The organism is Streptomyces sp. NPDC104202, from assembly GCF_055584185.1.
In genome coordinates this window covers 117,563-140,239 of record NZ_JBVJMN010000007.1, presented here as the reverse complement: position 1 = coordinate 140,239, position 22,677 = coordinate 117,563, and the positions used below count along the sequence as shown (strand labels likewise).

The following is a 22,677-nucleotide window of genomic DNA, read 5'->3' as shown; positions in this document are numbered from 1 at the left end:
GGGTCAGCGGCCCCCGGTGCGGCGGCGCAGGCCGAGGGAGCCGCGGTCGCCGGCGCGGGCGAGCTGCTTGCCGGGGGTGTCGGCGGCGGGGGCGCCGACGAGGCCGAGCTCGCCGGCGAGGGCCCACAGGGCCTGCTTGACGGTCGACTTGGCGTCGAGTTCGTGGAGGCGGCCCGCGTCGACGACGGCCTGGAGCTCCTTGAAGTGGGCGGGGACGGCGACGCCGGCGACGCGGGTGCCGGTGATCTTCTGGACGAGGGGCGGCTGGATCTCGGTGGAGCGGTGGTGGCGGTTGACGACGGTGACGGTCTCCTCGGCCTTGCGGACCTGGAGCCGTTCCCACATGCGGACGGTCCGTTTGGCGGCGCGGACGGCGACGACGTCGGGGGTGGCGACGAGGAGGGCGGTGTCGGCCATCTCGATGGCGGCGGCGTTGGCGCTGTCGAGCCGGGAGCCGCAGTCGACGACGACGACCTCGTGGCGGCCGCGCAGGGCGCCGACGATCTGCCGCACGGCGCGGTCGGTGACCTCCTCGCCGCGTTCGCCCTCGGCGGGGGCGAGGAGGAGGGCGAGTCCGGTCTCGTGGACGTAGACGGCGTCCTGGAGGACGCGGGGCGAGATGTCGGTGATGGTGGCGAGGTCGGCGACGGAGCGCCGGAACTGGACGTCGAGGTAGGAGGCGACGTCGCCGCTCTGGAGGTCCATGTCGACGAGGGCGACGCTGCGTCCGGCGGCGCGGGCGGCGAGGGCGAGGTGGACGGCGGTGACGGTGGTGCCGACGCCGCCCTTGGCGCCGCTGACGGTGACGACGGTGCCGCCGGGGCCGGTGGGCCGGTCGGCTCCGGCGCCGAGGTGGCGGCGGACCCCGGCGGACCACTGGGCGGCGGCCTGGACGCGGCTGGCGAGTTCCTCGTACCCCAGCGGGAGGGTGACGAGGCCGCGGGCGCCGGAGTCCATGGCGGCGGAGAAGAGGACGGGGCTGGCGTCGGCGGTGATGAGGACGGTGCCGACGGCGGGGAAGCGGAGGGCGACCTCGCGGACGAGTTCGAGCGCGGGGACGGGGCCGATGCGTTCGTGGACGAGGACGACCTCGGGGAGTTCGTCGAGGGAGACGGCCGCGAGGCGGGCGAGGGCGTCGACGAGCTGGGTGGAGTCGGCGACCGGCGGGGCGGGTTCGGCGTCGGGCAGCTGGCTGAGCAGCGTCATGACGGACCGGGCCGCGTCGGGGTCTCCGACGGCCGGCAGGATCCTGGTGCTCATACCGGCCTCACTTGTCCTTGTCGAGCGTGTAGGTGCGGTCGCGCTGGTCGGCGGGGGCGCCGCCGGTGGAGGGGGCGACGAGGGCGAGGCGTACGTGTTCGGCGAAGGACTCGGCGTACGCGACGCGCTGCGTGTCGAGGGTGGAGAGGGCGAAGCTGATGGGGACGGCCTCGGCGCCGCCGGTGCGGGTGGTGTTGCCGGAGCGCTCGGCGATGGGGGTGAGCTTGCCGACGTCGAGGACGCGGGCACCGGCGACGATCATCCGGGACTGCGAGGGGTCGCCCTTCTTCTCGCCCGCGAAGGTGGCGTAGATGTTGACCGTGGCCCCGGCGGTGATCTTGCCGGCGACGCCGGTGGCGGCGTCGATCATGATCGCGATCTCCTGCTGGCCGGGCTGGAGCACGGGCCGGTCGACGATCATGTCCTCCTGGAGGAGGGACCCGGCGCGCAGTTCGGTGACGGCGATCTTGCCCTGGATCCGGCGCAGGTCGGTGATCGCGGTCGGGGAGAGCCACCGCTTCGGCATGGTGATCTTCTCGAACTGGCCGGCGTTCAGGGTCGTGTAGGGCTTCACGTTCGCGCTGATGCGGTACGCGGTGACCTCCGGGCCGACCTTCGAGTTCACGTCGCTGATGACGGCGAGCACGCCGGCGAAGGCGCCGAGCGCGCACAGGACGGACAGCAGCAGCAGGATGACGCCGCGGCGCTGGCGGGAGTTCATGGCCGTACTACCTCGATCGGAGACGTGGGTCCGGACGGACGGGGCTGGCGGGCGGACGGTCGTACGGGGCGGGGCGGCGTACGGGACGACGTGCGGGGCGGGTGGCCGGCCGGCCGTGCGGGGCGGGCGCCCGGGCCGTACGGGTCCGGCCTGCGGACCGCTGCGGGGGGTGTCGCGCCGGGACGGTTCACGGCAGGGCGCGGGTCGGGTGCGGGACGGGTCCGAGCCCCGGGGTGGCTGGGGCGCCGGGTCCCAGGGCTCCCTGCTGCGTCTGCTGGGGTCCGCCGGGTCCCAGGACCCCTTGCTGCGCCTGCTGGGGTCCGCCGGGTCCCAGGGCTCCCTGCTGCGTCTGCCGGGGTCCGGCCGTTCCCAGGGCCCGGGCCGCCTGTCTGCCGGTGAGGGCGCCGGGGCCGGCCGGGGCGGTGGTGCGGGGCGCCGGTTCGGGCGGGGCGGGTGGGGCGAGGGGGGCGGCGCAGAAGCCGCAGCGGTCGCCGATGAGGTCCATCCCGCACCAGTGGCAGGTCTCGCGCCGCACGGAGGAGACGAGCTGGTAGAGGACGGGGAGGTCGGGCAGGTAGGCGGCGAACTCGACGAGTTTGGAGGTGCCCCACCAGCGGGCCGAGGAGTCGGGCAGGGGGGCTTCCCGGACGGAGCCGCCGACCCGCCACCGGGGGGCGAGGGTGGTGGTGGGCCAGTCGGTCTGGAGCTGGCCGCGGGCGAGGAGGAGTTCGGTGGTGAACTCGGGTCCGGCGAGCGGGGTCTCCCCGCCGCCGAGCCGGACGATCTGCGGGGTGGGCCCGGCGAGGACGGCGAAGTGGGCGCCGGGCAGCCATCCCTTGAGGTGGGAGCCGAGGCTGACGGGCACGCGGTCGAGGCGGGCGACGGAGCCGAGGACGGCGCCGGCGTAGATGTAGTGGGCGAGGAGCCGGGCGGCCGAGGCGAGGACGCCGGGGCTGAAGTCGCACCCCGCGAGCTGGCGCAGCTGGCGGACGAGGACGGCCGCGCCGAGGGGCGGCAGGTCGGTCCTGACCAGGGCGATCCGGTCGCTTTCGAGGAGGCCGCGGACGGCGCGGAGGCGCTGTTCGACGGCGGCGGGCGCGGCGGTGGGGCAGACGACGACCACGTGGCCGTGGCGGGCGAGGAGCTGCTGCATGTCGGCGACGGAGGCGTCGAGCGGGCGGCCTTCGGGCGGGGGCAGGACGGCGGCGTCGGGGGTTCCGGGGTCGGTCGGGGGCAGCACCAGGTCGGCGCCGGTGACCGCGATGGCTGTCGGCACGTCAGGCTCCCCCGTCCCCTCCGGCCTCCGGAGTGCCGGGGGCCGCGGATCACTTACCGCGTTCGCGGCATCACCGCAGGGTGCGACCGCCTCTGCACCTTATCCACGACCCCCGGGGTGGTGAACACACAATCCGCCAAGCCGACTCCATTAATTCGGGCCGGTCCGGGGCCCGTCGGCACCCCCCGCACCGGCGTTTCCCGCTCGGGCGGCGGCCCTTTCCCGAACACCGGTCGCTGCCAGAGGTCTTGACAACACGATTGGTCTGGACCAGCTTGTTGCGACAGCGGTGGCCACCGTCGAACCCTCTCCAGCCCTCGTACCCCCGTACGAGCCCCTCCGTACGACGACGTACGGCACCTCCACATCCCCAACTCCCCCACGGAGGATGCACGTGGACCGCACCACCACCCGCCCGCACGGCCGCAGATGGCTCGGCGGAGCCCTCGCGCTCGCCGTCGGCTCCGGGCTCGTCCTCGTCGGCGGAGCCGGCACCGCGCAGGCGGCGGACGTCAACGTCGCCAAGAACGCCGGATTCGAGAACGGCCTGGCCAACTGGGCCTGTTCCGCCGGGAGCGGCGCCGCCGTCTCCTCCCCGGTCCGCACCGGCGCCGGCGCCCTCAAGGCCACCCCGGCCGGGCTCGACAACGCCAAATGCGTGCAGACCGTGACCGTGAAGCCCAACTCGACCTACACGCTCAGCGCCTGGGTCCAGGGCGGCTACGCCTACCTCGGCGCGAACAACACCGGGACCGGCACCGGCACCGTCTCCACCTGGACGCCCGACAGCCCGTCCTGGAAGCAGCTGACCACGACGTTCACCACGGGCCCGAGCACCACCTCGGTCGAGATCTACACCCACGGCTGGTACGGCACCTCGCCCTACCTCGTGGACGACGTGAGCGTCTACGGCCCCGACGGCGGCGGCGGCCAGGACCCCGACCCGGTCGTCCCGGCCACCCCGGCCGGCCTCGCCGCCGGCACGGTCACGTCCTCCAGCGTCGCCCTGAACTGGAGCGCGGTCTCCGGGGCCACCGGGTACAAGATCTACCGGGACGGCGCCAACCCCGTCGCGGTGACCGGCACCTCCACCACCGTCACCGGACTGTCCGCGGACACCGCGTACCAGTTCCAGGTCGCGGCCACGAACTCCGCCGGCGAGTCCGCCAAGTCCACCGCCGTGAGCGCCCGCACCTCCAAGGTCACGGACCCGGGCCCCGGCCCGGCCGTGCCCAAGCACGCCGTCACCGGCTACTGGCAGAACTTCGACAACGGCGCCGCCAAGCAGAAGCTGCGGGACGTCCAGTCGGCGTACGACATCATCGCCGTCTCCTTCGCGGACTCCACCACCACCGCCGGCCAGATCACCTTCAACCTCGACCCGGCCGTCGGCTACACCTCGGTCGCCGACTTCAAGGCCGACATCGCGGCCAAGAAGGCCGCCGGCAAGTCCGTGATCATCTCCGTCGGCGGCGAGAAGGGCAACGTCACGATCAACAGTGACGCCAGCGCCACCGCCTTCGCCGACAGCACGTACGCCCTCATGCAGGAGTACGGCTTCAACGGCGTCGACATCGACCTCGAGCACGGCATCAACGCGACGTACCTCTCGAAGGCGCTGCGCCAGCTCTCCGCCAAGGCGGGTTCGAGCCTGGTGATCACGATGGCCCCGCAGACCATCGACATGCAGTCCACCGGCTCGGAGTACTTCAAGACCGCGCTGGCCGTGAAGGACATCCTCACGGTCGTCAACACCCAGTACTACAACAGCGGTTCGATGCTCGGCTGCGACGGCAAGGTCTACAGCCAGGGCTCGGTGGACTTCCTCACCGCGCTCGCCTGCATCCAGATCCAGGGCGGTCTCGCCCCGTCGCAGGTCGGTCTCGGCGTCCCCGCCTCCACCCGGGGCGCGGGCAGCGGCTACGTCGACCCGCAGGTCGTCAAGAACGCGCTCGACTGCCTCACCAAGCTCACCGGCTGCGGCACCTTCAAGCCCGCCCAGGCCTGGCCGACGCTGCGCGGCGCGATGACCTGGTCGACCAACTGGGACGCGACGGCCGGCAACGCCTGGTCGAACGCGGTCGGTCCGCACGTCCACAACCTGCCGTAACCCCCGGGGGCCGTCTCCCCCGCACCACCGCACGCGCCGCGCCGCCGCTCCCCCGGCGGCGCGGGGCCGTCGTCCCGCCCGGGCCACGGGCCGGTGCGGGACACGCCGCCCCACGGCCCCGGCCGGACCCGGCGCGCGGTCAGCGCGGCGGCAGGTAGTGGGCCAGGACCGACCCGAGCCGGGCCGCCCATTCGTCGATCCGGGCGGCCCTGCGCCCGTCGAGGTCACAGGTGTACGTCCCGCCGCCGGCCCGCAGCGTCACCGCGACGCGCAGCCCCCGGCCCCGCCGGGTCGGCCAGTACTCCACCCCCACGATCTCCGCCCAGCCGAACTCCGCCTCCTCGCCGAAGAGCTGGAGGTGGACGCCGCCGCCGTCGACCACGATCCCCGACGCCCGGTCGGCGGCCACGAACTCCGGCGCGGGCTGCGGCGGCAGGGACGGCGGGGGCGGCGCCCAGCCCGCCGGCGCACCGGCGGACGGCCGGGTCGCCGCGACCGACGGCGGCACGGGGAACAGCCGCGGGTCGACGACGGGAGCGGGGTGCGGCGCCCCGAACCCCGCCTGCGGGGGCACGGGGACCGCGGGCGGGTCGGCGGCCGGGTACGCCGTCCCGGAGTGCGGGGTCGCGGAGACCGGGGGCGCCTCGGCGGCCGGGGACGGGTAGGGCGCTCCGGGCCCCGGGGTGGGCAGGGAGGCGGGCGGGTCGGCGCCGGTGGCCGGGTGCGGGGCGACGAAGCCGGTCCCGGGCGGGCCGAACCCCGTCCCGGGGGCCGCCGGGGCGCGGGTCCCCTCGTCCCCGAGGGCGTCCAGGATCTCGTCGGGGGTGGGCCGTTCGGCCGGGTTCTTGGCGAGGCAGCGGCCGACGAGGTCGCGGAGCGCCTCGGGGACGGTGGCAAGGTCGGGGGCCTCGTGCACGGAGCGGTACATGAGCCCCATCGGCGTCCCGTCGCCGAAGGGACGGCCGCCGGCCGCGGCGACGAGGACGGCGCCGAGGGCGAAGACGTCGGCCGCGCCCGTCACCTCCGTGCCGAGCGCCTGCTCGGGGGCGAGGTAGCCGGGGGTGCCGAAGGCGGAACCGGTGGCGGTGAGCCGGGTCGACTCCAGGGCGCGGGCGATGCCGAAGTCGAGGACGCGGGGTCCGTCGGGGGCCATCACGATGTTGCCGGGCTTGAGGTCGCGGTGGACGAGGCCGCAGGCGTGGATGGCCTCCAGGGCCTCGGCGAGCGCGGCGCCGAGCGAGCGCAGCCGGTCCTCCGGCATCGGCCCCTCGGCGGTGAGGAGCCCGGAGAGGGTGGGTCCCGGTATGTAGGCGGTGGCGAGCCAGGGCGCCTCGGCGTCGGGGTCGGCGTCGACGACCTGCGCGGTGTGGAAACCACCGACCCGCCGGGCGGCCGCGACCTCGGCGCGGAAGCGGGCGCGGAAGGAGGGGTCGGAGGCGAGTTCCGGCCGTGCGACCTTGACGGCGACGGCGCGCCCGCCGCGCGATCGCGCCAGATAGACGGTGCCCATGCCGCCTTCGCCTAGCTTGTGCTCGATGACGTATCTACCGATGAGGGTCCCCACGCGGGACAGTATGGCCGAACTCGGTACCTTGACCGGTCCATGACATAGCTCCACCATGTGCCGGACACCCGCACGCGTTTGTCGCACCCCCCCACACTCCCCACCCAGGAGACACCATGCGACGTCCCACCCGCGGCAGAAGGTCCGCCACCCTCGCGGCCCTCGTGGCGCTCGCCCTCGCGGCGCCCCTCTCCGCCCTCTCCACGCCCGCCGGGGCCGACCCGGCGCCGACCGCCGCCCGCATCGCCTCGGGGGCCGAAGAGGTGATCCGGCAGTACGAGGTCGCCGGACCCAGCACCCCGGCCGCCCGCACCGCGCTCGCCGCCACCGGCGTCTCGATCGACGAGGTCGACGCACGCTCGGTCGTCGTCAGCGCCAACACCCCCCAGCTGGCGCACCTCAAGGCGCTCGGGTACCAGCCGATCGCCCTGCCCGGCCCGCCGGACCGCGGCGGCGAGGGCGACAAGTCGGCCGGCGCGCTCGACTTCCCCTCGGCCGACGCGAAGTACCACAACTACGCGGAGGCCAACGCCGAGATCGACCAGCGGCTGGCCGCCTACCCCTCGATCATGCGCAAGCAGGTCATCGGGAAGTCTTACCAGGGCCGGGACATCATCGCCATCAAGATCAGCGACAACGTCGCCACCGACGAGAACGAGCCCGAGGTCCTCTTCACCCACCACCAGCACGCCCGCGAGCACCTCACCGTCGAGATGGCGCTCTACCTGCTGCGTGAACTCGGCGCGGGGTACGGCACGGACTCCCGGATCACCAACGCGGTGAACGGCCGCGAGATCTGGATCGTCCCGGACCTCAACCCCGACGGCGGCGAGTACGACATCGCCTCCGGCTCCTACCGCAGCTGGCGCAAGAACCGGCAGCCCAACTCCGGCTCGTCCTACATCGGCACCGACACCAACCGGAACTGGAACTACAAGTGGGGCTGCTGCGGCGGCTCCTCCGGCTCCAAGAGCTCCGAGACCTACCGCGGCGCCGCCCCCGAGTCCGCCCCCGAGGTCAAGGTCGTCGCCGACTTCGTCCGCTCGCGCGTCGTCGGCGGCAAGCAGCAGATCACCGCGGCCATCGACTTCCACACCTACAGCGAACTCGTCCTCTGGCCCTTCGGCTGGACCACCGCCAACACCACCACCGGCATGACCCAGGACGAGCGCGACGCCTTCGCCACCGTCGGCGGCCGGATGGCCGCCAGCAACCGCTACACCCCCGAACAGTCCAGCGACCTCTACATCACCGACGGCTCCATCGACGACTACCTCTGGGGCTCCCAGCGGATCTTCGCCTACACCTTCGAGATGTACCCGACCTCCTCCTCCGGCGGCGGCTTCTACCCGCCCGACGAGGTCATCGAGCGCGAGACCTCCCGCAACCGCGACGCCGTCCTCCAACTCCTCGAGAACGCCGACTGCATGTACCGCTCCATCGGCAAACAGGCCCAGTACTGCACGGCCTGACCGCTCGGAAACGCGGCCGGGGCCGGCAGGAGAGACATCTCCTGCCGGCCCCGGCCGCACGTTCAATGCGCGATTCGAGAACTGGACTATTCTCCCAGTTCGGCGCGACTCTCTTCCATTTTCCGACGGCTCCAGCGGTTGAGTGCCACGCCCACTGCAATAACGGCGATCACGGAACCGGCGACAGAGACATAGACGACGGCCGTCATCAATTGACCCAACGATTCCACTTGAGACTCCCTGTCAGCGAACGATTCGCACTCCGCAGATGACGACCTAGTAGGACGGACTGCTGGACCACTGGTCCAAGGATATCACCTTCGTCCAGTAATACTCCTGACGGACGCTTGCACCCGTCCCACGAGTCGTATTACTGCCTGCACCACCACACAAATGATCGTGACAGAAGGAGACCCAGTCCGTATTGTTCGACGCCTTGAAGTTGACCGTCATGGTGCGGGCCTTCGAGTTGACCTTGGCAACCTGATAGCTCTCGCTCCACGACCCGACCACCGTCTCGAAGTCTTCGTTTCCGAATCGCGAGACAAGCCCGACCGCGTCCTTCCAACTTCCCGGACGGTTCCCCTTCTTCCACTCCGATTTCGGCCCAATGTCTCCATGGTCGCCCTGTCGGACGGATTCGGCAATTTTCTTTTCCAGACTCTTGTTGTGATCCGTTCCGGCAATGAGGCGCGTCATCTTCGACTTCGGCCCGAACACGAGAACCGGGAAGTACTCACCGAGGCCGTTCATCCACATGTCGGCGATGTCATAGGGCCCGAGAGAATCGACCATGGAAAGGAAAGCGGAATCCGTCCGGTACCCCTTCGGATAGTTGATGTCGCCGTAGTAGAGAGGGAGCGACGAACACTTTCCAGAGATCATCGGATAGGTCGCACATGAGGTCTTCGAGTCGTCGACGTCGTCCAGCGCCCCACTACCTCCCTCATTTGTGCCGTTTCCGCCGCTTCCGCCGGACGTGGTCTTGGGCTTCTCCTCGTCGTTTGTGCTGCGGTCCCCGTCCGTGTTGTCAGTACCGTCGTTGTTGTAGTCGTCGGGGTAGCAGGAATTTCCGGAGGCGCCGCAGACCTCTCGCATTCCGGTGGGGTCGGAGAGGGTGACAGGGCTGTTGCTGGCGTAGCTGTAACCGTTGATCGACTGCGGCAGGTCGAGGCTGAAGAGCGGGTCCACGCTGATGAACTGGCCGAGGTCGGGATCGTATTCACGGGCACCCACGTGAGTGAGGCCCGTGGTGGTGTCGATGTCGCCTCCGACGAACCCCTTGGTGCCGGGCCAGAAGGCGGGGGCCGCCCCTCGCTGCCCTCCGTAAGGGAGAGACTTGCGGCGGTTGAAGGTAAGGGTGGTCGAGCTGAAGGAGAGGTTGTTGGTGTTGTTGTGGTCGGCCACCAGGAGCCGGACCCGACCGTCGTCGCTGGTGCGGATCGCGGATCCACCAGGAACCGAGTAGTAGCGGGTTCCCTTGGCGAGGACAGCCGCGGTGGTACCGACCTTCCGGGTCAGGGCGAGCTCTTGGCCACCGGGGAGATAGAGCGTGGTGGTCGTCGGATCCCGCTTGACGATCCGGTTGCCCTCGCTGTCGTACACGAAGGAGGTGATGGCTCCGGAGACGGTGGAGGAGACGAGCTTGCCCTCCGTGTTCCAGACGAGGTCCTGGACCGGGCCGGAGTTGGCGGGCGTCTTCTTGGTGAGGTTGCCGGTGTCGTCGTAGGTGTAGGTGTCGGTGCCGGTCACTCCGCCGGTGGCGGTGACCGATCCCACGGCGTGCGGCCGGGCCGCGCCGGCGGTGGTCGGGTAGGTGTAGGTGCGGGTGGTGTCCGCGGTGATCGCGCCGGCCTTGTGGAGCTTCTCCGTCTTGCGCTGTCCGGTGTCGGTGAAGGTCCAGGAGGTCCAGTACGGGTCGACCGTGCCCAGGTTCGGGGTGCCGGTCCCGTTGACGGGCTTGGTGGCGCAGGCGTCACCGGACGTCCATGCCTCCGCCAGGCGCCGGGCCCAGTCGTAGCCGAAGCACTGCTGGTCGACGACGGTGCCGTCGGTCTGCGCGTCCCGGATGGTGGTGATGTTGCCGGCCGGGTCGTAGCCGTAGGTGATGTTCGACGGCGTCGCCGGACCGGTCGCCTCGCGGTCGACCTTGGAGCCGATCAGACGCCGGGTCGATGCCTCGTAACTGAGAGTCTGGGTGACGAGCTTGCCGATGTTGCCGAGCTGGGCCTGAGCGAGTTCGCCGAACGGCGTGTAGCTCGCGCCCCGCAGATAGGCATGGCTGAGGTTGCCGTCGACGACCCCGAGCCTGTCCGCGGCACCGTAGTGGTTCGTGACGGTCTCGGCCGGCAGCGCGGTGGACGCATTGGTATTGGAGGTGGAGTAAGCAGTCGTGGCCGGAAGACCACTCACCGGCGTGGCTGTCGTCGCGACGGTATAAGTGCCGGCCAGCAGCTCCTCCCCGGTCACCGACGGAACCGTCACCTTCGTACCGGTCGCCCGCCCAGTGCTGTCGTAGCCGGTGACCTCGCTCTTGTACTCGGCGTTCGCGATCACCGAGGAGTCGTAACGTATGGACGTCGCGGGCAAGCCTTTGCCGCCACTGGCGGTGTCGTACGTCCAGGCCGCCAGCTTCGTGCCCGCGGTGGACCCCGTACGAACGCTGGTCTTACGCCCCAGTTCGTCGTAGGTGGTGGCCAGGGTGCCGCGGGGGTCGGTGACCGTCTCGACACGACCGTCGACGTCGTAGCGGGTGATGCTCTCGCCCTTGTCCGGGTCCTTCGCAGTCACCTGGCGACCGCGCAGGTCGTAGGTGTACTCCCACTTGTTGCGACCTGTCGGATCCGTGATGGACGCCAGCCTGCCGGCTCCGTCGTACGCGCGAACGGTCTTCTCGAACTGGGTCGCAGCGGCGCCGGGCAACGGGTTGCGGTCCTTGTACTGGCGTTCCTCCGTGATCCGCCCCCGGACGTCCTTCACCGTCAGGGTGGCCGTGCCTCCGGCAGGCGGGACGACAGCGGTCCAGTAGTCACCGTAGGTCGTGCTCGTACGCCACTTCTCCGCGTTCAGCGAAAGCTGGATGCGTGCCGTGGCCCGGCCCCTGCTGTCGTATTCGTTCTGCACGGCCTGCGGGACCTGATTGGGCGTCACCACGAGCATGCTCGTCGTCGACACGGCGGTGGCGTTGTAGAACGGCGCATTCGTCAGGTAGGCGCGTCCGTGACTGTCGTAGAACGTGTCGGTGACGACACGACCGGTGGTGCCGATGGCATCCGTTTGTGTCTGACGTGCGCGCAGCAACGAGTCGTAGAACGTCGTCGACGTTCCCCAGGTCCCGTCCTCGTACAGCTTCTTGCTGACGACGGTCGAGGGAACGGTGCCGGAGAGGTTGTACGTGAACGTCGCGTTCGGCTGCAGGGTCGTTGCCCGACCCGTGCTCCAGCCCTTTGTGAGGCGCCCCATTGCGTCGTACTCGCTGGTGGACGTGCGGTTGTTGGCATCCGTCGTGGTCAAGGGCAGACCACGCGTACCGTCGAACGAGGTGGAGGTGATGTGTCCCTTGACGTTCGTGACCTTGACCGTCGTCGGCTGAGCTCCGCCGGCGGGCTCGTACGTCGTCGTGGACGCCTGGCCATCCTGGCCCTTCAGCGTCACCACGCGACCGTACTGATCGTACGTGGTCTGCGCGACCGTATCCCAGGTCGTGCTGTTCGACGTGCTGGTGGATGCTTGGTCCGTCTTCGTGATGAACGCCTTGCCCGCTGAGGGCGCCAATCCGTTGGCCTTGCCGTCGTAGTACGTCCGGACCCTGCTGGTGACGTTGTCACCGAAAGTCGCGCAACCTCCCTGGCTCGTCGTGACGACTTCGCTGGGGTAGGAGATCATCCAGTTCGCCGTGTCCGGGGCGGCATACAGCGTGCAGACGTTCTTCTGCTCGGTCGTGCCGGCGCCGTCCTCGCTCTCGCTCAGCAGCAGGCCGTAAACGATGTCGTAGTCACGGGTCGTCGTCATCGTGCGCCAGGTCGCACCGTCGTCGAGGAGGGTGCTCACCTTGGTGTACTTCGTCCCGGACAAGTAGGACGTCTTTTCCGGAAGATCGGGCGCCGGGTCGTTCGGCTTGTCCGCGTCCGTGATGCCCTTCACGGCCTGGGTCGCGGTCGTCGCTGACTCCCAGGGGGTGTAGGTAGTCTTCGCAACGATCTTTCCGCTGGAACCGTCCTTGTCATACGTCGCACTCTGGGCGACACGACCTGCGAAGTCGTTGCGGTCGACGACGCCGTTGATCGTCAAGCCCGGACGCGGGTTGCCGTCCGAGAGCGTGTCTCCGGCCATGCCGAGGTAGTAAGTGGTCTCAGTCTTGACTCGGTTCGTCGACCCTGTGTACGCCCGGACGGTGCCATAGCCGCGGTAATCGTTCCAGGTGCGGTGCTTGTCCAGGGTGAACTCGCCGGTGTCGCGGCGATAGTGGGGACCGTTGGCGTACTCGTAGGTCGTGACCTTCGACGGCGATCCACTTCCCGCGGTGGTGTCATTCTCGTCGATACGGGTGACGACGTACTTGTGGAACCAGTCCTTGACCGGATCGACGTAGCCGTCAGGGGTCCACCAGGAGGGGTAGCAGCGTTTGTCGTTCGTGTCTGCCGCAGCGGGGAGCGACGTCGACGTGCACTCCTTGGCACTGTACGTGACCACCGTCTGGCCGCCGGTCTCGTTCGTCACGGCGGTGATCCGCTTGCGGTTCAACGCCGGACGGCCTTCGGCGGCGTCCACACGGTTCGCCATCAACTGGCCGGAGAACATCGTCTTCGGCTGCGTGATGTCCGCGAGGGAGCCAGCCTTCGCGGTGCGCTGCACCGAGTCAAGCCACATGGAGGGACTGGAGGTGTCACCCGTCGTCGGGAAGGACTGCGCCAGTGCCCAGGTGTCCACTGGCTGCATGGTGGAGCCCACCAGGGAGAAGGTGTTGATACTCGTCAAGCGCTGCTTGGACCAGAACGACGGAGCCACCTTCAGGCACTCGGTGCCGCTGGTGCAGTTCAGGTCGACGGGAGTATCGGGCCAGTTCACCGCGTTGGCCTCGGTGAATGCGCAGTCCGTCGCCGTGCATCGCGGGGCGGTGGTGAAGCTGACTCGGCCGGCGGGATTCGCCGTCGCGTACACCTCGCCGGCGCGCAGGCCGTAGTCGATGCGGTTCAGGTATCCGCCCCGCGTGTACGGCTTCGGTCCATCGGTCTTGCTGTTCTGCGCGTAGTAGCCCTGTTCCTTCGTGTAGTAGAGGGCCATCGCGTTGCCGTGCGGGTCGACGACGTAGTCGAGGTTCCAGCGCCAGCCCTGCTCCTCCACCGAGGAGGCGAAGTCCGAGCCGTTGCCCTGCTCGCCGCTGTGGTTGCCGTAGACCGGAACGGAGAAGACCGAGTTCGTCTCGGTCTTTCCGTCCGCCCAACCAGGCAGACGGTTCTTGCCGAACCAGTACTGGGTGCCGTCGAGCGTCGTCACCCGCCAGTACTCCGAATCCGCGTCACCGGAGTTGTTCGGGTCGGTGTCGTAGATCCGCTCGATCCGCGAGCCGTCGTCCCCCTGAAGCTTCCACGTCTGCTTCGTGGCGTCCCAGACGAGCGCGTTGGATGAGCCGTTCAGCGACAACGTCGCGTTCTCCGACTTCCAGCACAGGTCCCCGACCTTGGCCGTGTTGTTGCCACCCTGCTTGTCGCTCTCGCACGAGGCGTAGGAGCGTTCGATGAAGCCGGGGGTGTACTCCCAGCCCTCGCCGATCCACGACGACTGGTTGTTCGTGGAGGCAGTACGCCCGTCCACCGAAGAGGAGTTGTAGGAAAGAGCGACCTTCGGTACAAGGCCACCTGGCGCGGCAGGAAGGTCGATCGGCACGCTCCACCCGAACCCGCCCGAGTTCCCCCCCGCCGACCACGAGCCGGACGGCGACAGCGACGTCGCCTTGAAGGAGCCGTCGGCGCCGTCCGTGCCGGCGGTGGCGGCGAGGAGGGTGGCGCCGGAGGCGGCCGAGGCGGCGGCGGAGGAGGTGCGGGCCGAGGGGGCCTTGGCCGGGGAGACGGAGCCGGGAGTGGCGAGCGTGGCGGTCAGGGTGCCGTCGGCGGTGTTGTTCTCGGTCGCCAGAGGGGTCTGCTTGCGGCACTCGGCCTTGGCCGGCGTGGTGAGGGCGCAGGCCGGGAGGGTGACGAGGCGCAGGCGGGAGGCCCAGCCGGCTCCGTAGGCGCCGCGGATGGAGGCGTAGTCGACCTCGACGTCGTAGCGGCCAGCCGCGGCTGCGTCGGGGCGGAGCGACAGGAGGAGGCCGTCGACGCCGGCCTTGCGGGCGGCGGCGCGGTCCGCGAGGGAGACCTGCACGTGGCGGGATCCGCCGGTGGAGGCGGACTTCCCGGTGCGGGAGGCGGGGGCGGACAGCCTCAGGGGGAGGCCGGGGGCCGTGGCGGCCTGCCCGCTCTCGGCCGGGAGGGTGAGGTCGCGGGTGGCGGCGGTCGGCCACGCGACGGGAGGGGCCTGCCAAGAGGGCGAGGGCGCGGGTCTCCTGCGCAGCCCCGTGGGGACGTAGTCGGTGCCGTCGACCGACGCCGTCCTGGGTACGCCCGGGGGGCCTGGAGGTTCTATGCGCGCGGCCCAGGAGGGCGCCGACAGCAGTGAAACGCTCAGGCCGGCGGCGAGAATGCCGACGATTCCTGTGCGCGTGCGCCTGTTCACGGACGTTTCAGAACGTCCGGAAAAAGGCATGGCAAAGCCACGACCCGACCACACCGAAATCCCCACCCCGATATGTAAGTGAATCCACTTGAGCAGGCTCACTCAACACGCGGTCATATTCATTTGGCAAGGAAAGGGCGAAAAAACGTGGCTGGATCTGTCAGGTCCGAGCGTCAAGCCGTGACGAGTGACCACAAGGATGATCAAGGACTCAACCAGGAGCTTTGACATCGATGACGGGACAAATCGGCGCCGCTTCCGGCACCCTCCACCACCCCTCGACACCTCTCACCGACTGTCGACACAGGCGGAGTAAGCCCCTCCGATTCGACGTCGGAATGTTTCACGATTCGAGAAGGGCAGGTTTGCGCCACGAAAGGGCTGGACCGGCGACCCGGATGTCGGGATAGAGTCCGGCGCCAGGAGGGACCAGAATTCCGTTATCACTGAAAAGCCAGCTGCGTCCTCCGGAAAGGCATTCCAGAGCATGAGCACGAAGAGACCCGGACGCGGCGGCAGAGCAGTCGCTCTGGCGATGGCCGCGTCGATGGCCCTGCCCCTCTCGGCGGCACTGCCCGGCGGGGCGACGGCGGTCGCCGTCTCCGGGGCGACGGCACAGGCCCAGGAGCCGGACGCGTCGGCGGCGCCGGGCGCCCGGTTCGAGAAGGCGGCCTTCGCGGAGGCCAGGCGGACCGGGAAGAAGGTGGAGATCCTCGACCGCAGGGAGGAGACGGCCGAGTACTTCGCCAACCCGGACGGCTCGACGACGCGGCGGACGTACGGCGAGCCCAAGTGGACCCGTGCGGAGGGGCGCTGGCGGCTCGTCGACGCACGGCTCGTGCGGCGGGCCGACGGTTCGGTGGCGCCGGCCGCGCCGTCGTTCCCCATCGCGTTCTCGGGTGGTGGCGGCCAGCCGCTGGCGATGATGGTGAAGGAGGGCAAGAAGCTCGCCCTGACCTGGCCGACCGCGCTGCCCGCGCCGGTCGTCGAGGGGAACACGGCCACCTACGCCTCGGTGCTGCCGGGCGTGGACCTGAAGCTCATCGCCGAGGTCGACGGCTTCGCCCAGCACCTGGTCGTGAACAGCGCCGAGGCCGCGGCCAACCCGGCCCTGCGCAGCATCACGATGGGTGTCCAGGCCGACGGCGTCACGCTCACCGAGGGCGCCGGCGACCGGCTCGTGGCCAAGGACAAGAGCGGCAGAACCGTCTTCAGCGCCCCCGGGCCGAAGATGTGGGAGCAGCCGAAGTCCGGACCGGAGGAGAAGCGGAAGGCCGCGAAGGCCACCCCGTCGGCGTCCGGGAAGGCCGCCACGTCCGGCGCGGCGGCCCCGGCCGCGGGAGCCGCTCCGGTGGCCGGGGTACCGGCGGCGCAGCCCGACAGCGCCCGCGTCGCCGCGGACGTGTCCGGGAACACCCTCACACTCACGCCGGACGCGGGACTCCTCGCGACGGCCGACCAGTTCCCGCTGGTCATCGACCCGATCTTCGGTGACGGCACCCGCGAGAAGTGGGCGGTCATCTACGACGCGACGCCGAACGCCGCCTACCCCAACGGGTCGGGCTGGAACTCGTCCACGCCCGCCGACGAGCCGCGGGTGGGCTACAACGGCGACGGCAACACCCGCTCGTTCTTCGCGATGAACACGGACGGGCTCAGCGGCGCGACCATCACCGACGCCACCTTCGCCGTGGTCCAGACGCACACCTGGACCTGCACCGTGGCGGACGCGGGCGCGACCGAGCTGTGGTCGGCGGGCGGCATCGCCAACGCCCCGACCTGGGCCAACCAGAGCGCCTACTGGGGCAGCAAGCTCGACTCGGACGCGTTCGCCGGCGGCAACGACACGTTCTGCCCGGGCGACCTCGGCCACGACTTCAAGAGCGCGGCGCTGACCGACTTCGTCCAGCAGGCCGCCGACGGCGGCTGGGGCACCACGGTCTTCGGCCTGCGGACCCCGACCCTGGGCAACACAAACACCTTCAAGCGGTTCCGGAACAACCCGGTCCTCGAGGTCACCTACAACTACAAGCCGGTCGTCGACGCCCACGCGGCCTACGAGGGCTCCTGGGTCCCGTCGGGCGACGGCAACAAGCTGATCCCCTGCGGCGCGGCCATCGGCAACAGCGGCATCGCCCTGACCGCCAAGGTCAGGGACCCGGACGGCGGCAACGTCGACGCGATCTTCTCGGTGAAGAACTCCAGCGGCACGGCGATGTCCTTCTCGCCGAACAGCCACTGGAAGCGGGTCACGAGCGGCCAGTGGGCCTCGGTGACCATGCCGGCGAAGAACCTGCCCAACGGCACGTACACCTGGTCGGTCTACGCGGCGGACTACGAGGGTCCCGGCAGCGCCTCCACCCCGGCCTGCTCCTTCACCGTCGACCGCGTCGGCCCGAACCTCCCGGTCTCCGTCTTCGACGTGCCGGACGGCACCGCGGCGGGCCAGGCCACGGACAAGTACCAGGCCCGCAAGCCCGTCCAGCTCAAGTTCACCAACACCGTCTCGGACGTGGTGGGTTACTGCTGGGCCATGGACCACTTCGTGTCCGTCTCCAGCACGCGCTGCGCCAACGGCACCTGGGTCAACGCGGGTTCGGACGCCGCGAACAGCGCCACGGTCACGGTGACGCCGTCCGGCTACCCCTCCAGCACCCTGTACGTCGTCGCCTACGACGCCGCGGGGAACCACTCGCCGGTCGACGGCGGCGACGAGGCCGTCACGCTGTCCACGACGAAGTCGGAGTTCGTCTACGACCCGGGCGTCACCCCGGTCACGCCGGGCACGTACCCGCAGGACCGCAGGGGCGACCTGACCGGTGACGGCTTCGCCGACTTCGTCGCCACGAACCCCGACGGCGAGCTGCTGACGTACAAGGGCACCGGCACGCTGAACAACGTCGGGTCCGCCGTGCAGGTGGGCAACGGCGGATGGGCCGGCGCGCTGATCGGCCACCGCGGCGACCTCCAGGGCTTCGGCGGCCCGACCGCCACCCCGGACGGCTACGAGGACTTCCTCGTCCGCCTGTCGAACAACCGGCTCTACCTGTACCCCGGCAACGGCCTCGGCTCGCCGTGGGTCTACGCCCGCCAGGAGCTCGCCCACCCGTCCCAGGCGGACTGGAAGGGCCTGAGGCAGATCGTGATGCCGGGCAACATCGACGGCAAGGCCGGCAACGACCTGATCACCGTCGAGTGCATCTGGGACGCCTCGTCGAACTGCGTCAACGCCGAGCTGCTGCTCTACAGCGGCCGTGCGATCGCGGGCGGCGGCCAGGACCAGACGGACCCGTTCGACTTCGCGCACCCGGTCGTGATCGGCGCCGGCGGCTGGCGGGACTTCACCAACCTGGCGATGGACGACCTGAACGGCGACGGCGTCGGCGACCTCGTCGGCCGCTACCCCGGGGACGGGAAGCTGTACCTCTACCCGGGCTGCCTCGGCAAGCCCGAGTGCCCGTCCGGCTTCAAGCTGGGCACCCGGTCCGTGTACGGCTCCGGCGGCTGGAACGCCCGCCCGTACCTCACCTCTCCCGGCAACATCCAGGGCACCGTGAAGAACACCTCGGTCACGGTGAACGACGAGGGCACGGAGAAGACGTACGCCTTCCGGCAGTTCGTGCCGACCCCGGGTGAGGAGTACGGCGACTGGTGGGCCACCACCACCGCCGACGCCGACACCCCGGTGGACTACGTGGACGCCAACGGCACCTGGACGAGCAGGCTCTGCCCCACCGGCTGCCTCCTCACCTACCCCGGCGGCCCCGCCAGCGGACGCGCGCCGCAGATCACGGGCAGCTCCGGCTGGGCCAACGTCATCACCGGCATCTTCTGACGCCACCGGCGTACACGAGCGGGCCGTCCCCCCGGGGGCGGCCCGCTCCGTCGTGTCCCGGGTCCCTCCCCGGGCCCCCGTCAGTCCAGGACGGCCAGGGCGTCGATCTCGATGAGGAGGCCGGCGGGGAGGCCGACGTAGACGGTGGTGCGGGCGGAGGCGGGGGCCTTGAGGCCCTGCTCCTCGAAGTACTGGTTGTAGATCGCGTTCATCTCGGCGAAGTGGTCGACGTCGGTGAGGTAGACGCGCATCATCATGACGTCGTCCCAGCCGGCGCCGCCCTCCTCCAGGATCGCCTTGACGTTGGCGAAGGTCTGGAGGGTCTGCTCGCGCAGGGTGGGGCCGGCGACGGTGGGCGCCTGGCCCTCGACGGCGGGGAGGAAGCCGACCTGGCCGGCGACCTGGAGGATGTTGCCCTTGCGGACGCCGTGCGAGAACTTCGCGGGCGGGGCGGTGTGGGTGGCGGGGGTCAGGGCGGTCTTCTCGGTCATGCGGTCGGTTCCTCGGTTTCCTTGGTCGGGGCGGTGCCGGAGTACTCGCGGCTGATGGCGTCCGCGGTGCGGCGCACCTGCGGGAGGAGCGAGAGGAGTTCCTCCGCGGTGACGACGACGTTGGGCGCCGAGACCGACATGGCGGCGACGACCCGGCCGTCGGCGCCGCGGATCGGCGCGCCGACGCAGTTGATGGACTCCTCGTGGCCACCGAGGTCGGTGGCCCAGCCCTGTTCGCGTACGGTCGCCAGCTCCTTGAGGAAGGCGGCGGCGTTCGGGGTCGAACGGGGGGTGTACGGGGGGTAGTCGAGCTTGGCGGCGACGGTGCGGCGCTCGGCCTCGGGGAGGTCGGCGAGGAGCAGCTTGGCCACGGCGGCGACGGTGATGGCGACGGGCCTGCCGATGCGCGAGTACATGCGGACCGGGTAGCGGCTCTCGACCTTGTCGATGTAGAGGACCTCGCCCTCCTCGTAGACGGCGAGGTGGACGGTGTGCCCGATGCGTTCGTTGAGGGCGGCGAGGTAGGGGTGGGCGATCTCGCGGATGTCGAGGTTCTCGACGGCCTCCTGGGCGAGGGCGAAGAGCCGGGCGCCGAGGCGGTAGCGCTGGTCCTGCTGGCGGTGGACGAGGCCGTGCTCGTGGAGGGTGCGCAGGAGGCGCAGGGCGGTGGACTTGTGGACGCCGAGCCGTTCGGCGACCTGCCCGAGGTCGGCGGGGCCCTGGGCGAGCAGCGGCAGGATGCTGAGCGCCCGGTCGACGGTCTGGCTCATGGTGTGCGTACCTCCTGGTCGTCCTCTGTCCGGCCGGGGACCTCCTGGTCGTCCCCGGTCCAGCCGGGACCGAGGTGAAGTGTCTCCCATGCGGCGGGGTCGAGCGCGGCCAGCCGGTCGGCGTGGGCGCGGCGGGGCGGCACGGCGAGGTCGCCGGGGGCGGTGAGCGCGGCGGCGGCCATGAGGTGGCCGTGCCGGAGCCGGGTGGGCATGGGGAGGTCGCGGAGGGTGGCGGAGAGGAAGCCGGCGGCGAAGGCGTCGCCGGCGCCCACGGTGGAGACGACGTCGACGCGGGGCGGGCGTTCGCGGTGGCGGGTGCCGTCGGGGCGGGCGGCGGTGCCGGGGCGGCGGTCCTCGACGACGGCGCCGTCCTCGCCGCGTTTGACGACGACGGTCGCGGGTCCGGGGAGGAGTCCGAGGATCTCCCGGGAGCCCCGGACGCCCCACAGCGCGCTCGCCTCGTCGGCGCCGACGAAGACGAGGTCGGCGCGACGGGCGAGGCGGAGGAGCACCTCGGGGGCGCGGCCGTCGCGCCACAGGCCGGGCCGGTGGTTGACGTCGAAGGAGACGAGGGGGCGGCCGGGGCGCGGGGCGGTGAGTTCCGTGAGGAGGGCGAGGCAGTCGTCGGAGAGGGCGGCGGTGATGCCGGTGAGGTGGAGGATGCGGGTGCCGGCGACGGAGGCGTACGGGACGGTGTCGGGCGACATGGCGGAGGCGGCGGAGCCGGCGCGGTAGTAGGCGACCTCGTGGGCGTCGGTGGCGCGGTCCGCGTCGGTGCGGAAGTAGACGCCGGTGGGCCGGTGCGGGTCGCGGCCGACGGCGGTGACGTCGACGCCGTAGGCGCCGACGGCCTCGACGAGGTGGTCGCCGAAGCCGTCGCGGCCGACGCGGCTGACCCATCGGGTGCGGTGTCCGGCGGCGGCGAGGGCGCAGGCGACGTTGGACTCGGCGCCGCCGATCGCACGGGTGAAGGAGGGGACGTCGGCGAGGCGGCCCGGGCGGGAGGGCAGGAAGGTCACCATGGACTCGCCGAGGCAGACGAGCTCCGGGGGCGCGTGTCCGCTCACTCTCGGGCTCCTTGCGACTCCTACGGGTCCATTGACCCGGCCTTGGCCCGGATGTTAGACAGCCTTGAGCAGTGTGCGCAATGAGCGTTGCACATCACGCAACGCACCCGAGGAGGAGACCTCATGCCCGACCTGGTGAACGAGCGTGTCGACCACCGCTTCAAGGGGCTGCCCCCGGACGCGGAGGGCCTGACCGTGGGCGAGCTGGCCGCCCAGCGGCGCAACCTGTTCACCGGCGGCTTCACCACCCCCGTCCTCGCCCTGTCCGCCGAGCGCGTCGAGCACAACCTGCGCCTCCTGGAGGTCTACGCGGAGCGCCACGGCCTCGCCTTCGCCCCGCACGGCAAGACCTCCATGGCCCCGCAGCTCTTCGACCGGCAGATCGAGCACGGCGCCTGGGGCATCACCGCCGCCGTGCCCCACCAGGCCCGCGTCTACCGGGCGCACGGCGTCGCGCGGATCTTCCTCGCCAACGAACTGGTGGACGCCGTCGCGCTGCGCTGGCTCGCCGCCGAACTCGACGCCGACCCCGAGTTCCGCCTCCTCTGCTATGTGGACTCCGTGCGCGGCGTCGAGCTGATGGACGAGGCCCTGCGGGCGGCCGGCGCCCGCCGTCCGGTGGACGTCGTCGTCGAACTGGGCGCCGGCGAGGGGGCCCGTACCGGCGTGCGCACGGAGGCCGGGTGCGCCGAGGTCGCCGACGCGGTCGCCGCGGCCACCACGCTCCGGCTGGTCGGGGTCGCCGGCTACGAGGGCGAGGTGCCGCAGGCCACGCCCGAGCGGGTGGACGCGTGGCTGCGCCGGCTGACGGCGCTGGCGGTCGCGTTCGACAAGGCGGGCAGGTTCTCGCCCGAGGCCGGCGAGATCGTCGTCAGCGCCGGCGGCAGCGCCTGGTTCGACGCGGTCGCCGAGGTCTTCGCCGAGCTGCCCGCGCTCTCCCTGCCGACCCTCAAGCTGCTGCGCTCGGGGGCGTACGTCTCCCACGACGACGGGCAGTACCGCAACCTGACGCCGTTCAACCGGGTGCCCGAGGAGGGCGAGCTGCTGCCCGCGTTCCGGCTCTGGTCGCAGGTCGTCTCCCGCCCCACCGACGGGCAGGCCTTCACCAACGCGGGCAAGCGCGACGCCGCCCACGACCTGCACCTGCCCGAGGCGCAGGCGGTCCGCTCCGCCCGCACGGGCGAGATCCGCCCCGCCGACGGCGTCACCGTCACCGGCCTCTCCGACCAGCACGCCTGGCTCCGCACGTCCCCGGAGGCGGGCGTGGAGGTCGGCGACTGGGTGGGCATGGGCCTGTCCCACCCCTGCACCTCCTTCGACAAGTGGCAGCTCATCCCGCTGGTCGAGGCGGACGGCACGGTCGTCGACTACGTCCGCACCTTCTTCTAGGAGCCGGG

At 70.9% G+C, this 22,677-nt stretch carries 13 protein-coding genes; 4 read left to right on the top strand and 9 right to left on the bottom strand.

Features of this window, described 5'->3' with window-relative positions; genetic code table 11:
* Positions 1–3: 3 nt before the first annotated feature.
* The 3 genes from ACZ60W_RS07420 to ACZ60W_RS07410 form a co-directional block, all read right to left on the bottom strand.
* Positions 4–1,260: an AAA family ATPase gene (locus ACZ60W_RS07420; RefSeq protein ID WP_469754409.1), complete on the bottom strand. Its 1,257-nt coding sequence runs from the start codon at positions 1,258–1,260 to the stop codon at positions 4–6.
* Between the two features lie 7 nt (positions 1,261–1,267).
* Entirely contained in the window at positions 1,268–1,981 is a 714-nt protein-coding gene (gene cpaB / locus ACZ60W_RS07415) for a Flp pilus assembly protein CpaB (protein WP_469754408.1), read from the bottom strand.
* Positions 1,982–2,168: 187 nt separating this feature from the next.
* Entirely contained in the window at positions 2,169–3,257 is a 1,089-nt protein-coding gene (locus ACZ60W_RS07410) for a hypothetical protein (RefSeq protein ID WP_469754407.1), read from the bottom strand.
* A gap of 394 nt (positions 3,258–3,651) precedes the next feature.
* Here ACZ60W_RS07410 and ACZ60W_RS07405 point away from each other — a divergent pair, with 394 nt between their 5' ends.
* Positions 3,652–5,367 carry a chitinase gene (locus ACZ60W_RS07405; protein WP_469754406.1) on the top strand — a complete coding sequence of 572 codons (1,716 nt, stop codon included), beginning with the start codon at positions 3,652–3,654 and terminating at the stop codon, positions 5,365–5,367.
* A 139-nt stretch (positions 5,368–5,506) separates the two neighbouring features.
* Here ACZ60W_RS07405 and ACZ60W_RS07400 read toward each other — a convergent pair whose 3' ends face one another.
* Complete coding sequence (locus ACZ60W_RS07400) at positions 5,507–6,877, bottom strand: serine/threonine-protein kinase (protein ID WP_469754447.1); 1,371 nt, start codon at positions 6,875–6,877, stop codon at positions 5,507–5,509.
* 170 nt (positions 6,878–7,047) lie between these two features.
* Between ACZ60W_RS07400 and ACZ60W_RS07395 the strand changes: the two genes are divergently transcribed.
* Complete coding sequence (locus ACZ60W_RS07395) at positions 7,048–8,403, top strand: M14 family metallopeptidase (protein WP_469754405.1); 1,356 nt, start codon at positions 7,048–7,050, stop codon at positions 8,401–8,403.
* Between the two features lie 86 nt (positions 8,404–8,489).
* On the opposite strand, the gene ACZ60W_RS07390 is transcribed toward ACZ60W_RS07395, so the two are convergent.
* Both ACZ60W_RS07390 and ACZ60W_RS07385 read right to left on the bottom strand, forming a co-directional pair.
* A complete protein-coding gene (locus ACZ60W_RS07390) occupies positions 8,490–8,633 on the bottom strand; it encodes a hypothetical protein (RefSeq protein WP_469754404.1) in 144 nt (47 codons plus the stop codon).
* A gap of 46 nt (positions 8,634–8,679) precedes the next feature.
* The gene (locus ACZ60W_RS07385; RefSeq protein WP_469754403.1) at positions 8,680–15,219 is read right to left on the bottom strand and encodes an RHS repeat domain-containing protein; all 6,540 of its coding nucleotides are present in this window, start codon (positions 15,217–15,219) and stop codon (positions 8,680–8,682) included.
* 385 nt (positions 15,220–15,604) lie between these two features.
* On the opposite strand from ACZ60W_RS07385, the gene ACZ60W_RS07380 reads away from it, so the two are divergent.
* Positions 15,605–18,952, top strand: coding sequence for a hypothetical protein (locus ACZ60W_RS07380; RefSeq protein WP_469754402.1), 3,348 nt, complete (start codon positions 15,605–15,607; stop codon positions 18,950–18,952).
* Between the two features lie 80 nt (positions 18,953–19,032).
* Here the strand turns inward: ACZ60W_RS07380 and ACZ60W_RS07375 are convergent, their stop codons facing one another.
* Genes ACZ60W_RS07375 through ACZ60W_RS07365 form a run of 3 tightly spaced genes read right to left on the bottom strand, consistent with a single transcriptional unit; the run spans position 19,033 to position 21,280 of the window.
* Positions 19,033–19,443, bottom strand: a complete 411-nt coding sequence (locus tag ACZ60W_RS07375) for a RidA family protein (protein WP_469754401.1) — start codon at positions 19,441–19,443, stop codon at positions 19,033–19,035.
* Positions 19,440–20,213: an IclR family transcriptional regulator gene (locus ACZ60W_RS07370; protein ID WP_469754400.1), complete on the bottom strand. Its 774-nt coding sequence runs from the start codon at positions 20,211–20,213 to the stop codon at positions 19,440–19,442. Before ACZ60W_RS07370 ends, ACZ60W_RS07375 begins: the two co-directional genes overlap by 4 nt.
* The gene (locus tag ACZ60W_RS07365) at positions 20,210–21,280 is read right to left on the bottom strand and encodes a sugar kinase (protein WP_469754399.1); all 1,071 of its coding nucleotides are present in this window, start codon (positions 21,278–21,280) and stop codon (positions 20,210–20,212) included. Before ACZ60W_RS07365 ends, ACZ60W_RS07370 begins: the two co-directional genes overlap by 4 nt.
* 123 nt (positions 21,281–21,403) lie before the next feature.
* On the opposite strand from ACZ60W_RS07365, the gene ACZ60W_RS07360 reads away from it, so the two are divergent.
* Positions 21,404–22,669, top strand: coding sequence for an alanine racemase (locus ACZ60W_RS07360; RefSeq protein WP_469754398.1), 1,266 nt, complete (start codon positions 21,404–21,406; stop codon positions 22,667–22,669).
* Positions 22,670–22,677: the final 8 nt, after the last annotated feature.

Bases quoted from the DNA above. Each gene is read 5' to 3' on its own strand.
- ACZ60W_RS07420 (WP_469754409.1), bottom strand. From the start codon at position 1,260: ATGAGCACCAGGATCCTGCCGGCCGTCGGAGACCCCGACGCGGCCCGG.
- cpaB (WP_469754408.1), bottom strand. From the start codon at position 1,981: ATGAACTCCCGCCAGCGCCGCGGCGTCATCCTGCTGCTGCTGTCCGTC.
- ACZ60W_RS07400 (WP_469754447.1), bottom strand. From the start codon at position 6,877: ATGGGCACCGTCTATCTGGCGCGATCGCGCGGCGGGCGCGCCGTCGCC.
- ACZ60W_RS07395 (WP_469754405.1), top strand. From the start codon at position 7,048: ATGCGACGTCCCACCCGCGGCAGAAGGTCCGCCACCCTCGCGGCCCTC.
- ACZ60W_RS07380 (WP_469754402.1), top strand. From the start codon at position 15,605: ATGAGCACGAAGAGACCCGGACGCGGCGGCAGAGCAGTCGCTCTGGCG.
- ACZ60W_RS07375 (WP_469754401.1), bottom strand. From the start codon at position 19,443: ATGACCGAGAAGACCGCCCTGACCCCCGCCACCCACACCGCCCCGCCC.
- ACZ60W_RS07370 (WP_469754400.1), bottom strand. From the start codon at position 20,213: ATGAGCCAGACCGTCGACCGGGCGCTCAGCATCCTGCCGCTGCTCGCC.
- ACZ60W_RS07360 (WP_469754398.1), top strand. From the start codon at position 21,404: ATGCCCGACCTGGTGAACGAGCGTGTCGACCACCGCTTCAAGGGGCTG.